Source organism: Salipiger sp. 1_MG-2023 (assembly GCF_030547555.1).
Lineage (GTDB): Bacteria > Pseudomonadota > Alphaproteobacteria > Rhodobacterales > Rhodobacteraceae > Salipiger.
Map to the genome: position 1 here is coordinate 48,246 of NZ_JAUOQN010000027.1, position 11,633 is coordinate 59,878.

The 11,633-nt window shown below is 65.3% G+C and carries 14 protein-coding genes; 6 read left to right on the forward strand and 8 right to left on the reverse strand.

Annotated elements, in window-relative coordinates; genetic code table 11:
* Positions 1-50 precede the first annotated feature (50 nt).
* The 3 genes from Q4543_RS13900 to miaB form a co-directional block, all read right to left on the reverse strand.
* On the reverse strand, positions 51-359 hold the full coding sequence (locus Q4543_RS13900; RefSeq protein WP_303439066.1) for a hypothetical protein: 309 nt from the start codon (positions 357-359) through the stop codon (positions 51-53).
* Positions 360-369: 10 nt separating this feature from the next.
* Positions 370-981, reverse strand: coding sequence for an OmpA family protein (locus Q4543_RS13905; RefSeq protein ID WP_303439067.1), 612 nt, complete (start codon positions 979-981; stop codon positions 370-372).
* Positions 982-1,201: 220 nt separating this feature from the next.
* A complete protein-coding gene (miaB, locus tag Q4543_RS13910; protein ID WP_303439068.1) occupies positions 1,202-2,509 on the reverse strand; it encodes a tRNA (N6-isopentenyl adenosine(37)-C2)-methylthiotransferase MiaB in 1,308 nt (435 codons plus the stop codon).
* Positions 2,510-2,644: 135 nt separating this feature from the next.
* Here miaB and Q4543_RS13915 point away from each other — a divergent pair, with 135 nt between their 5' ends.
* Positions 2,645-3,514, forward strand: coding sequence for a hypothetical protein (locus Q4543_RS13915; protein ID WP_303439069.1), 870 nt, complete (start codon positions 2,645-2,647; stop codon positions 3,512-3,514).
* Between the two features lie 28 nt (positions 3,515-3,542).
* Here the strand turns inward: Q4543_RS13915 and Q4543_RS13920 are convergent, their stop codons facing one another.
* Entirely contained in the window at positions 3,543-4,229 is a 687-nt protein-coding gene (locus Q4543_RS13920) for an FAD-binding oxidoreductase (protein WP_303439070.1), read from the reverse strand.
* Between the two features lie 84 nt (positions 4,230-4,313).
* The gene (gene irr / locus Q4543_RS13925) at positions 4,314-4,733 is read right to left on the reverse strand and encodes a Fur family transcriptional regulator Irr (protein ID WP_216005355.1); all 420 of its coding nucleotides are present in this window, start codon (positions 4,731-4,733) and stop codon (positions 4,314-4,316) included.
* Positions 4,734-4,925: 192 nt separating this feature from the next.
* Between irr and fabA the strand changes: the two genes are divergently transcribed.
* The 4 genes from fabA (at position 4,926) to hisH (ending at position 8,315) form a co-directional block, all read left to right on the forward strand.
* Positions 4,926-5,435, forward strand: coding sequence for a bifunctional 3-hydroxydecanoyl-ACP dehydratase/trans-2-decenoyl-ACP isomerase (fabA, locus tag Q4543_RS13930; protein WP_303439071.1), 510 nt, complete (start codon positions 4,926-4,928; stop codon positions 5,433-5,435).
* 191 nt (positions 5,436-5,626) lie between these two features.
* Positions 5,627-6,856, forward strand: a complete 1,230-nt coding sequence (gene fabB, locus Q4543_RS13935) for a beta-ketoacyl-ACP synthase I (RefSeq protein ID WP_303439072.1) — start codon at positions 5,627-5,629, stop codon at positions 6,854-6,856.
* Between the two features lie 17 nt (positions 6,857-6,873).
* On the forward strand, positions 6,874-7,665 hold the full coding sequence (locus Q4543_RS13940) for an enoyl-ACP reductase (RefSeq protein WP_303439073.1): 792 nt from the start codon (positions 6,874-6,876) through the stop codon (positions 7,663-7,665).
* 14 nt (positions 7,666-7,679) lie between these two features.
* The gene (gene hisH, locus Q4543_RS13945) at positions 7,680-8,315 is read left to right on the forward strand and encodes an imidazole glycerol phosphate synthase subunit HisH (protein WP_303439074.1); all 636 of its coding nucleotides are present in this window, start codon (positions 7,680-7,682) and stop codon (positions 8,313-8,315) included.
* A gap of 144 nt (positions 8,316-8,459) precedes the next feature.
* Here the strand turns inward: hisH and Q4543_RS13950 are convergent, their stop codons facing one another.
* Positions 8,460-9,635 carry an alpha-D-ribose 1-methylphosphonate 5-triphosphate diphosphatase gene (locus Q4543_RS13950; protein WP_303439079.1) on the reverse strand — a complete coding sequence of 392 codons (1,176 nt, stop codon included), beginning with the start codon at positions 9,633-9,635 and terminating at the stop codon, positions 8,460-8,462.
* 56 nt (positions 9,636-9,691) lie between these two features.
* On the opposite strand from Q4543_RS13950, the gene Q4543_RS13955 reads away from it, so the two are divergent.
* Positions 9,692-10,375 (forward strand): DUF1045 domain-containing protein, encoded by a 684-nt coding sequence (locus Q4543_RS13955; RefSeq protein ID WP_303439075.1) that lies wholly within the window; start codon positions 9,692-9,694, stop codon positions 10,373-10,375.
* Here the strand turns inward: Q4543_RS13955 and phnN are convergent.
* Entirely contained in the window at positions 10,357-10,899 is a 543-nt protein-coding gene (gene phnN, locus Q4543_RS13960; protein WP_303439076.1) for a phosphonate metabolism protein/1,5-bisphosphokinase (PRPP-forming) PhnN, read from the reverse strand. The genes Q4543_RS13955 and phnN overlap by 19 nt on opposite strands.
* Positions 10,896-11,576 (reverse strand): phosphonate C-P lyase system protein PhnL, encoded by a 681-nt coding sequence (phnL, locus tag Q4543_RS13965; protein WP_303439080.1) that lies wholly within the window; start codon positions 11,574-11,576, stop codon positions 10,896-10,898. Before phnL ends, phnN begins: the two co-directional genes overlap by 4 nt.
* Between the last annotated feature and the right edge of the window lie 57 nt (positions 11,577-11,633).

Below are 11,633 nucleotides of genomic sequence, written 5' to 3' on the forward strand. Positions count from 1 at the left end.
CGCGCGGTGGGCAACCGCGCGGCCTTGTCTGTTTGCGAGAGCGTCATGGCTCAGAGAGGATCGCCGATGAGGCTGGTCGAGCCTTGCTTGAAATCGCCGGTGGCCACTGTCGGCGGGGCGATGCCCGAACAGATCGGCTTGCCGTATTTGTCGAGACGGCGCGCGAGGTAGCCTTCGACGCCGTCATCCGCGATCCAGTTGTCGCAGCCATCCGGGTCGACCCAGACGCCCCAGCGCATCTGGCTGAGGTCGCCGCGATCGAAGGTCTGCAGATCACGGCTTTTGTCCGGCCCGACGGGAGCGCAGGCGGCGAGGGACAGGGCGACGCCTGCCAGCAGGGTAAGCTTGGTCATGGTCATCGAGGCCTCCTCAGCGCACGCACATGATGTCGACGCGGCGGTTCTTGGACATGCCCAAAGCCGTGCGGTTGGTCGCGACAGGGTAATCCTCGCCGTAGCCCTGCACGTCGATGACGCGGGCGCCGACCGACTGCGCCACGGACGCGACCGCGTTGGCGCGGTTGTAGCTGAGCTTGCGGTTGTATTCGACGCTGGCGCGGGCATCGGTATGGCCGCTGATGATGTAGCCAAAGGCGGTGCCGTTGCGGAAGAACGCCTCGAGGTTGGCGCGGCCCTTGGGGGAGATCTTGTAGCTGTCGGTGGCGAAATACTGATCGGTCTTCAGCGTGCCGCAGACATTGACGTCGCGGCAGACCGGGCGGCCATCGGGGGTGACGCGGCTGACGGCGTAGCCTTCGACGCCATCGTCCATCACCCAGATCTCGCAACCATCGGGCGAGATGTTGATGCCGGGGATCATGCGTTCGCCGCGGATGGTGCGGGTGTTCTGGGTGGAAAGGATCGGGTCGTTGAAGCCATCGCCCGCAGCGGCAGCGGGCGCCACGAGCCCCGTGGCAGCGAGGCCGGCAAGCGCAAGCGCGCGCGCGGTCCCTCGGAGGGCCTTGGAAATGCGTTTCACCACAGCCTTGGTTCCTATCTTAAAGTTTTCCCGTGCGCGCCGCAAACTAACCTGATCGGCCACACGGAGCAAATCACTATATTCCAAAAGATTAGCAGAGAATTCGAACCTGTGAAGCGAAAACCACCATATATTGTGGCCAATCCAGCACCAAACACCCGGAGAACCGAGGATTGTTCCCGCCGAATATCACAATCGTCAAAATTGTTTTTTCGGAGTCGCTTTACACAAGCTCGCCGCGCAGCGAATTCGGCCCGCTTTCGACGATCCGCACCCGGCGCAGATCGCCCGGAATCACGCCCTCGGCGGCGACATGCACGGCGTGCAGGTAGTCGGACTTGCCGCTCATCTGGCCCGGCATGCGCCCGGCCTTTTCGAACAGCACGCCGACCTCGCGGCCCACCATCGCATCCTGCAAGTCGCGCTGCTGGCGCAGCAACAGCGCCTGAAGCCGTTGCAGCCGGTCGTCCTTCTCGGCCTCGGGCACTTGCGCGCGCTCGGCAGCGGGGGTGCCGGGACGTTCGGAATACTTGAAACTATAGGCAGAGCCGTAGCCAACCGCCTCGATCAACGCCAGCGTGTCCTGAAAATCGGCCTCTGTCTCTTCGGGGAACCCGACGATGAAATCCCCCGACATGTGCAGATCGGGGCGCGCGGCGCGCAGACGCTCGATCAGCTTGAGATATTTCTCGGCGCTGTGCGCGCGGTTCATCCGCTTGAGAATGCGGTCGCTGCCCGATTGCACCGGCAGGTGCAGGTAAGGCATCAGCTTGTCGCAGCTGCCATGCGCGTCGATCAGCGCATCGTCCATGTCATTGGGGTGCGAGGTGGTGAAGCGGATACGCTTGAGCTCGTCGATCTCTGCCAGGGCAAAGATCAGCCCCGCCAACCCGCCCTCATGGCCGTGATAGGCGTTGACGTTCTGTCCCAGCAGGGTGATCTCGCGCACGCCGCGCTCCACCAGATCGCGCGCCTCGGCCAGCACACGCTCGGCAGGGCGCGACACCTCGGCCCCGCGCGTATAGGGCACCACGCAGAAGGCGCAGAACTTGTCGCAGCCTTCCTGCACGGTCAGGAAGGCTGTCGGGCCGCGCTTGGCCTTGGGGCGCGCGCTCAGATGGTCGAACTTGTCTTCCTCGGGGAAATCGGTGTCGAGCGCCTTGCCGCCCGCGTTGGTGCGCGCCAGCAGATCCGGCAGGCGATGATAGCTTTGCGGGCCGACCACCAGATCGACCAGCGGCTGGCGACGCATGATCTCCTGCCCTTCGGCCTGCGCAACGCAACCCGCCACGCCGATCTTGAGATCCGGGCGCGCGTCTTTGAGGCCCTTGTAACGGCCCAGTTCCGAATAAACCTTTTCCGCCGCCTTTTCACGGATGTGGCAGGTGTTCAGCAGGATCATGTCGGCATCAGCAGGGCTGTCGGTCGCGACATAGCCCTGCCCGCCCATCGCCTCGGCCATGCGTTCGCTGTCGTAGACGTTCATCTGACAGCCATAGGTCTTGATGAAAAGCTTCTTGGCATCGGACATGGGGGCACCTTCGGCATCGGGCGGTTCAAGTGGCGGCGCATAGCGCAAATACGCCCGCGAGGAAAGGCCGCTGTGCGCTTGCACCCTGCGCGAAATTGACGGAGTCTTCACCGGAAAAGCGCATAGAGGCAGGCGATGCACCATTCCGGTCTGGATAAATTCCTGGCGCAAGCGCGCGTTGCCCTTGGCACCGGCCCCGTCGCCATGGTGTTCTGCGAGGACGAGACCGAGATCGACACCACCCTGCGCCACCATCTGCAATGCGGCTTTCGCTGCGTGCTGGCCTTCATGCCGCCGCATTTTCCGCTGGCCCGAGACGTGGCGGCGCGGGTGCACCGGATCGATTACACGCTGGCCAGCGACGGCGCGGTGCCGCGCGCCGTCAAGGCGGTGAACGAGGCCGGGCCGGGGCTGTGGATGTTCTGGTGCTACAACGCCGAATACCTGTTCTACCCGTTCTGCGAGACCCGCTCGATCACCGAAATGCTGGGGTTTCACGCCGAAGAGCGACGCAACGCCATGCTGGCCTATGTCATCGACCTTTATGCCGGCGACCTACAGCGCTTTCCCGATGCGGTGTCGCTGGACGAGGCCTTCATCGATCGCTCGGGCTATTACGCGCTGGCGCGGCCCGACCCGTCGAACCACAACCACCCCAAGGACCGGCAGCTGGATTTCTTCGGCGGTCTGCGCTGGCGCTATGAGGAACACATCCCCGCCCCGCGCCGCAAGATCGACCGCGTGGCGCTGTTTCGCGCCAAGCCGGGCCTGACGCTACGCGACGATCACAGCTTCAATGACGAGGAATACAACACTTACGCCTGCCCGTGGCACAACAACCTGACGGCCGTGCTGGCGTCGTTCCGCACCGCCAAGGCGCTCAAGCGCAACCCCGGCAGCACCTTCGACATCCCGACATTCCGCTGGCACAATTCGGTGGCCTTCGAGTGGCATTCGCGCCAGCTGATGGATCTGGGCCTGATGGAACCGGGACAATGGTTCTGACCAAACCCCGGCAGGGCACCTTCGTCGATCAGTCGAACTGTTCCATGACGATGCGTTGCTCTGGCACGCCGATCTGTTTCAGCTGCTTCGAAATATCGTCCAGCATCGGCGGCGGCCCGCAGACATAGCAGGTGTCGCGCGACGGCTCGACATACTCTTTCAGCAGCGCTTCGTCGATGCGATCACGATACAACGGGCTGTCCGGCTCGTCGGTGACGATGTAGCGCGTCTGTAGCCCCGGCATCTTGTCGAACTCGTCGCGCAGCAGGATATCGCGCTCTGCCTTGTTCGAGAAGATCAACGTATTGCCTTTGAGAGAGCCGGTCTTCTCCAGCTTTTCGCGCAAAATGGCGATGAAGGGCGTCACCCCGGCACCACCCGCGATGAACACGCCGTCACCCTCGTCGTCGATGGCGCCCCAGACATCCTTTAGAACCATCGTGTCGCCCGGTTGCAACCGGGCAATCCGCTGCGATACCCCGTCATGGCCCTCGGCCTCTTCGGGATAACTCTTGATGACGAACTCAAGCGCCTCATCCTCGGGCAGCGAGGTCATGGTGAAGGACTTCCACACATCGCGCCAGCCATCCTTGTCCAGCGCGATATGCGCGGCCTGGCCGGGCACATGGCGAAAGCCGTCTGGCTTGTCAAAGGTCACGCGCTGGGTGTCGTGGGTGATCGCCTCGACGGCGCGGATCGTAAGCGTGGTGGTCATGTCGTTGCCTCCTCATGTCGTTGCCTCCTTATGCAGGAACAACGACCGCTGCCGCACCTCGGTTCCGCGCAGCCGCCGAAACGCTCAGTCCTTGCGGCGCAGGCGGATCACGACATCGACCGAGGCAATCTCGGCCCCCTCGGGGGCATCGGGCAGCCGCGTGATCACCAGCTGTTCGGACGGGGCATCGGTCAGATGCCCGTCATCCTCCCAGAAGAAATGCGGATGCTCATGGGTGTTGGTATCGAAATAGCTGCGCGAGCCATCGACGGTGACTTCCTGCATCAGCCCGGCCTCGCAAAAGGCGCGCAGCGTATTGTAGACGGTGGCCAGCGAAACGCTCTCGCCCTTGTCCTGCGCGGCGGCAAACAGGCTTTCCGCGGTGACATGCCGGTTTCGACCGTCGCCGATCAGCAGCGCTGCCAGGGCAAGGCGCTGTTTCGTCGGGCGCAGCCCGGCCTGCCCCAGCCATTGCGTGCCCCGTGTCATTGCATTTGCTGTCATCTGTCTCGCCTGACCGTCGATTCAAGAAATCCCGCACATTCTGTATATATAGGGAAGATGCGCCCCGGATTTCAATTCGAAACCGCCATGGCCCGCACCACTGCGGGACATGGGCACAGGGTTGCAAGCTGCGCAGGCGCGATGCTAGAGGGGGCGCAACCAGACATTCAAGGAACGAGAGGGCCTTCACCCATGGCCGACTACCCCACCAGCTTCGGCAAGGATGACCTTCTGAAATGTGCGCGCGGCGAGCTGTTCGGGCCGGGCAACGCCCAGCTTCCGGCCCCGCCCATGCTGATGATGGACCGCATCACCGAGATCTCCGGCGATGGCGGCGCGCACGGCAAGGGCCACGTCGTGGCGGAATTCGACATCACCCCCGACCTGTGGTTCTTCGAGTGCCACTTCCCCGGCAACCCGATCATGCCTGGCTGCCTCGGGCTTGACGGGCTGTGGCAGCTGACCGGCTTCAACCTCGGCTGGCGCGGCTGGCTCGGGCGCGGCTACGCGCTTGGCGTCGGCGAGGTCAAGCTGACCGGCATGGTCCGCCCCGACCGCAAGCTGCTGACCTACAAGATCGACTTCACCAAGGCCATCCAGACGCGCCGCCTGACCATGGGCGTCGCCGACGGCATCGTCGAAGCCGACGGCGAGGTGATCTATCAGGTCAAGGACATGAAGGTCGCGCTCAGCGAAAGCTGACCCGACCCCGCGCCGCCCCGGTTTCTTCTGGCCCCAAATATCCCGGGGGGCCCGAAGGGCGGGGGCAGCGCCCCCTCCGGCACCGCCGCAGCAGACCAACGCGCCCCGCGCCGCAAAACAGCGTCATCCCCCGCTTGCGTCCCCCCTGCCCCTTGCCCTACATAGCCCCCAACCAACGCAAGGGAGGCCACATGCGCCGCGTCGTCGTCACCGGACTGGGCATCGTATCGTCCATCGGCAACAACGCCGAAGAGGTTCTCGCCTCGCTCAAGGCAGGCCGCTCCGGCATCACTGCCAACGAGCAAATGCAGGAACACGGCTTCCGCAGCCAGATCGCCGGGGCCATCAACCTCGATCTGGCCGCGCATGTCGACAAGCGCACGCTGCGCTTCATGGGGCCGGGCGCCGCCTATGCCCATATCGCCATGAAACAGGCGATCGCCGACAGCGGGCTTGAAGAGTCAGACATCGTCAACCCGCGCACCGGCCTCATCGCCGGATCGGGCGGGCCATCGACCTCGGCGCTGCTGACAGCGCAGCAGACCGTGCTCAAGACCGGCAGCACCAAGCGCGTCGGGCCCTTCGCGGTGCCCAAGGCGATGTGCTCTACGGTTAGCGCGAACCTGTCGACCGCGCATAAGATCAAAGGCATCAACTATTCCATCACCTCGGCCTGCTCGACCTCGCTGCATTGCATCGGCAGTGCCGCCGAACAGATCATGATGGGCAAGCAGGACGTGATGTTCGCTGGCGGCGGCGAGGAACTCGACTGGACCCTGTCCTGCCTGTTCGATGCGATGGGCGCGATGTCCTCGAAATACAACGACACCCCGGAAAAAGCTTCGCGCGCCTTCGACGCCGGGCGCGACGGCTTCGTCATCTCGGCGGGCGGCGGCATCCTCGTGCTCGAAGAACTCGAACACGCCCGGGCCCGCGGCGCCAAGATTTACGCCGAAGTCACCGGCTTTGCCGCCACCTCCGATGGTCACGACATGGTCGCCCCCTCGGGCGAGGGCGGCGAGCGCGCCATGCGCCTTGCGCTGCAAACGCTCCCCGAGGGCCGCAAGGTCAGCTACATCAACGCCCATGGCACCTCGACCCCGGTCGGCGATGTCGGCGAAATCGAGGCCGTCCGCCGCGTCTTTGGCGAAGGAACGACCCCGCCCGTGTCCTCGACCAAATCGATGACCGGCCACAGCCAGGGTGCCACCGGTGCGCAGGAGGCAATCTACTGCCTGCTGGCGCTCGACAATGATTTCATCATCCCCTCGATCAACGTCGAAACGCTCGACCCCGCGCTCAAGCCGGCCGAAATCGCCACCGCGCGCGTCGACAATGCCGGGCTCGATACGGTGATGACCAATTCCTTCGGCTTCGGCGGGACCAACGGGTCGATGCTGCTGAGCCGGTTCAAAGACTAACAGGCGGAAAGCAGCACATGTCGGAGCTCTTGAAGGGCAAGCGCGGGCTTGTCATGGGGGTGGCCAATGACCGCTCCATCGCGTGGGGTATCGCAAAAGCCCTGCATGGCGCGGGGGCCGATCTGGCCTTCACCTATCAGGGCGACGCTTTCGGCAAGCGGCTCGAACCGCTGGCGGCCTCGGTCGGCAGCGATTTCATGGTCGATGTCGATGTGACCGACGATGCCTCGCTGGATGCGGCCTTCGAACAGCTTGGGACGCGCTGGCCCACGATCGATTTCGTGGTGCATGCCATCGCGTTTTCCGACAAATCGGAACTGACGGGGCGCATCCTGAACACCTCGCGCGCCAACTTCCGCAACTCGCTCGACATCTCGTGCTACAGCTTCATCGAGGTAGCGCGCCGCGCCCACCCGCTGATGGTCGAAAACGGCGGCACGCTGATCACCCTCACCTACGAGGGCTCGCAGCGCGTCGTGCCCAATTACAACGTCATGGGCGTGGCCAAGGCAGCGCTGGAATCGGCGACGCGCTACCTTGCCAACGATCTTGGCCCCGAAGGCATCCGGGTCAACGCCATCTCTCCCGGCCCGATGAAAACGCTTGCCGGGGCCGCCATCGGGGGCGCGCGCAAGACCTACAAACACACCGACATGAACGCCCCGATGCGCGCCAACGCCACGCTCGACGCGGTCGGCGGCACGGCGGTCTACCTCGTGTCCGATCATGGCGCCTGCACCACCGGCGAGATCATCCACGTCGACGGTGGCTTCCACGTGCTCGGCATGCCGCAATACGAAAACCTCTGACGCAGGAGCGCGCCATGCTGACCGCCATCATCGACTACGAAAGCGGCAACCTGCATTCCGCCGAAAAGGCGTTTCAGCGCATGGCGGCGGAAACTGAGGCTGGCAAGGTCGTTGTGACCACAGATCCCGAAACGGTCGCCAAGGCCGATCGCATCGTGCTGCCCGGTGACGGGGCTTTCCCGTCCTGCGCCCGGGCCCTGCGCCAGTCGGGCTGCTTTCAGGCGATGATAGAGGCGGTCGAAACCCGCGGTGTGCCCTTCCTGGGCATCTGCGTCGGCATGCAGCTTCTGGCCCGCAAAGGGCATGAGTACGAAGAAACCGACGGCCTCGGCTGGATCGATGGCGAGGTCACCCGCATCGCCCCCGCCGATCCCGCCTTCAAGATCCCCCACATGGGCTGGAACGATCTGGTGATCGACCATGCGCACCCGGTGCTGGACGGCGTCGCCACCGGCGATCACGCCTATTTCGTGCATTCCTACCAGATGGCGATGACGGACCTGTCGCAACGCACCGCACATGTGGATTACGCCGGAGATGTCACCGCCATCGTCGCCAGAGACACCGTGATCGGCCTGCAATTCCACCCGGAAAAATCCGCCGCCACCGGCCTGCGCATGATTGCCAATTTCCTCAACTGGAAACCCTGAGCCTGCCCGCAAACTTGCGACTGCCTCCGGCGGGAGTTTATTTGGCAAGATGAAGATCAGGGCCGCGCAGCTGCTTCATCTTGCCCGGTAAACTCCGGGGGGAGCCGCAGGCGGGGGGCTGGCCCCCCCTCTGCCCTCTCAAGATCAGCCAACCTGCCGGCCGTGGCTCCACACGCCCCGGATCACCGGCACCCCGTCCACCAGCCGCACCCGCACCAGATCCGCCAGCAAGCCGCGCGCGATGCGACCCCGGTCGGTCAGCCCCGTAGCCCGCGCCGGTGCGGCGGTGACCGTGGCCACCGCCCTTGGCAGATCATTCCACAGCCCGGCGAGCCGGAACGCCGCCGTCATCAGCGCCGATGGCACGTAGTCCGAGCTGAGGATATCCAGCAGCCCCGCCCCGGCCAGTTCTGCCGCCGCCACGTTGCCAGAATGCGAACCGCCCCGGATCAGGTTCGGCGCGCCCATCATCACTGCGATACCGTGGTCATGACAAGCCTGCGCCGCCTCGAGCGTGGTCGGGAATTCCGCCAGCCGCACACCATGCCCGGCGCTGACTTCCACATGGCCGCGCTCGGTGTCGTCATGGCTCGCTAGGACCGCGCCCAGCCGGCGCGCCGCCGCCACGGCGCCGGCCTCATGCGCTGTGCCCAGCCGTGCATGGATCGCTGTCAGCCCGGCGGCATGATCGGCAAATTGCGCCTCTGACATGCCATGCTTGCCGCAGACATAGTCCTTCAGCTTCGAGATATCGCGAAACTGCCGCTGTCCGGGGGTGTGATCCATGATCGACAATATGCCGACCCGGTCTGCCTCGGTGAATTCGTCCAGCTCTTCGAGCAGCGTTTCCGAACAGACTTCGGCCCGCAGATGCAGCAGGTGCGAGATCTTCAGCATCCCCCGCCCGCGCGCCGCCATCACCTCGGACGCCACGGCGCGCGCATATTTGCGGTATTCCCCGGTTCCGTCCGAGATGACCGATCCCACGCGCATCGCATCGAACACCGTGGTGATGCCGGTTCCAGCCAGCTCGGCGTCATGGGCAAGGATCGCCGCCATATGCGGCCAATCCACCTTGGGGCGCGGCTGGATATGCCGTTCAAGATTGTCCGTATGCAGCTCGATCAGGCCGGGGATCAGCAGATCGCCCTCGCAATCCAGCGCCCCCGGCGGCGCCACCGGGCCCGCATCCACCGCTGCGATCCGCCCGTCGCGCACCAGCACAGAGCCAGAAACAACCTCGCCCTCCAGCACCAGTCGCGCGTTTCCCAGCGCCATCTCACCGACTGCCATCTGGTGGCCCACGCTCATATCGCCCATCATCTGCTCTTCCTGTTGTCATCTGCCCGTGACATGACTGCATTATGACCACAGCCATGCCTGAATACACTCGTTTCGCCGTCTATTACGCTCCCGAGCCCGGCCCGTTCGCGGATTTCTGCGCAAGCTGGCTGGGCTGGGATGCGGCGCGCGGTATGCCCGCCCCGCATCCGCAGATCGCCGGCCTGCCGCGCCCCGTGACCGAGATCACCGCCACGCCGCGCAAATACGGCTTTCACGGCACGCTCAAGCCGCCGTTCCGACTGACCGGCAGCCGCGCCGCGCTGGAACAGGATCTCGAAGCCCTCGCCGCAAGGCTCGGTCCCGCCGAAATGCCGGGCCTCACGCTTGCGCGCCTCGGCGCGTTCCTCGCTCTGACCCCGACCGGTGACACCGCCCCGCTGGCAAGGCTTGCCGCCGAAACCGTGCGCGCGCTGGACATCCACCGCGCCCCACCCTCCGAGGCCGAGCTGGAGCGGCGCCGCAACGCGCGCTTGAGCCCGGCGCAAGACGCCAACCTTGCGCGCTGGGGCTATCCCTATGTGATGGACGACTTCCGCTTTCACCTGACGCTGACCGGCAAACTGACCCCGCGCGAGGCAACGCAGACCGAAGTCGCACTTCGCCCGCTGCTCACGCCGCTGCTGCCAGAGCCCTTTCGCGTAGATGCGCTGTGTCTGTTCGGCGAGGATCGCGACGGAAGCTTTCACCTGCTGCATCGCTACGCCCTTTCCGGCTGAAGCGCGTGCAGCATCGCTGCAACGGCCGCATCCAACGGGCCGGAATTGTCGATCTGCGTAGCCTCTATCCCCTCGGGCAATGGCTTTACCGCGCGGGCCAGCCGGGCAGCGATTTGCGCGTCGTCCTCGCGACCGCGCGCCGCCAATCGCGCCGCCAGCACCTCGGGGCGGGCGGTGACATGCAGCACCGCCATGCCGGGAAACCGCTCTGCCGCCTGCAGCAGCGCGCCGCGCGACAGGTTGCACAACACTTGCTCGCCATGCGCCACGCGCGACAGGACCGATACGGGAATGCCGTAGCCCAGCCCATGCGCCCGCCAATGCAGCGCAAAGGCCCCCTCGGCGACCCTGCGGGCAAAGCCATCTTCGCTGACAGCGTCGAACTCTTCCCCCCCAGCGTCGGCCTTGCGGGTGATGACCCGGCGCACAAGGCCGAGCCTCGGCAGGCGCGCAGCCACCGCCACCATCAGCGTGTCCTTGCCCACGCCAGACGGGCCGATCACCGCGACAAAGCGCCCGCTCATGCCGCCCCCGGGGCAAACCGGCGGACGTCGATTTCGCGATCACAAATCTCGGCCCGCGCCGCCTCGTCGTGAAAGATGCCGACGATGGCGGCGCCGCGCGCCTTGGCCTCGCGGATCAGATCCAGCACCACGGCGCGATTGGTCGCATCCAGCGAGGCGGTCGGCTCATCCAGAAGCATCGCCGGGAAGTCATGAACAAAGCCGCGCGCGATATTGACCCGCTGCTGTTCACCGCCTGAAAACGTGGTGGGCGACAGCGCCCAGAGCGGTTCTGGCAGGTTCAGCCGCGCCAGCAGCGACCGCGCCCGCGACAGCGCCACCTCGCGCGCAACCCCTGCCCTCAGCGCCGGCTCAGCCACCACCTCAAGCGTGGGCACCCGGGGCACCACCCGCAGGAACTGGCTGACATACCCCATCAACTCGCGGCGCATCCGCAGCACCTCGCGCGGCTCGGCCCGCGCCACGTCGACATCGCCAACGGTGATCGCGCCGGATCCGCACAGATAATTGCCCCAGATCATCCGCATCAGGGTCGACTTGCCCGCCCCCGAATTGCCCACCAGCGCCACGCATTCACCGGGCGCCACCGACAGTTCCGCCCCCGCCATCACCGGGATCACCGCGCCGCCCTGATTGTGCAGCACGAAACTCTTCGAGACGTCCGAAACCCGTATCATCTTCATCTTGCCCTTAAACTCTCCGGGGGGTCCGGGGGGGGGGAAGCCCCCCCGCGC

What these genes read in the sequence shown, in the direction of transcription:
- Q4543_RS13915 (WP_303439069.1), top strand. Translation starts at nt 2,645, where the DNA reads ATGCACCATTCCGGTCTGGATAAATTCCTGGCGCAAGCGCGCGTTGCC.
- Q4543_RS13920 (WP_303439070.1), bottom strand. Translation starts at nt 4,229, where the DNA reads ATGACCACCACGCTTACGATCCGCGCCGTCGAGGCGATCACCCACGAC.
- phnN (WP_303439076.1), bottom strand. Translation starts at nt 10,899, where the DNA reads ATGAGCGGGCGCTTTGTCGCGGTGATCGGCCCGTCTGGCGTGGGCAAG.
- irr (WP_216005355.1), bottom strand. Translation starts at nt 4,733, where the DNA reads ATGACAGCAAATGCAATGACACGGGGCACGCAATGGCTGGGGCAGGCC.
- phnL (WP_303439080.1), bottom strand. Translation starts at nt 11,576, where the DNA reads ATGATACGGGTTTCGGACGTCTCGAAGAGTTTCGTGCTGCACAATCAG.
- Q4543_RS13950 (WP_303439079.1), bottom strand. Translation starts at nt 9,635, where the DNA reads ATGGGCGATATGAGCGTGGGCCACCAGATGGCAGTCGGTGAGATGGCG.
- Q4543_RS13940 (WP_303439073.1), top strand. Translation starts at nt 6,874, where the DNA reads ATGTCGGAGCTCTTGAAGGGCAAGCGCGGGCTTGTCATGGGGGTGGCC.
- Q4543_RS13900 (WP_303439066.1), bottom strand. Translation starts at nt 359, where the DNA reads ATGACCATGACCAAGCTTACCCTGCTGGCAGGCGTCGCCCTGTCCCTC.
- fabA (WP_303439071.1), top strand. Translation starts at nt 4,926, where the DNA reads ATGGCCGACTACCCCACCAGCTTCGGCAAGGATGACCTTCTGAAATGT.
- Q4543_RS13955 (WP_303439075.1), top strand. Translation starts at nt 9,692, where the DNA reads ATGCCTGAATACACTCGTTTCGCCGTCTATTACGCTCCCGAGCCCGGC.
- miaB (WP_303439068.1), bottom strand. Translation starts at nt 2,509, where the DNA reads ATGTCCGATGCCAAGAAGCTTTTCATCAAGACCTATGGCTGTCAGATG.
- fabB (WP_303439072.1), top strand. Translation starts at nt 5,627, where the DNA reads ATGCGCCGCGTCGTCGTCACCGGACTGGGCATCGTATCGTCCATCGGC.
- hisH (WP_303439074.1), top strand. Translation starts at nt 7,680, where the DNA reads ATGCTGACCGCCATCATCGACTACGAAAGCGGCAACCTGCATTCCGCC.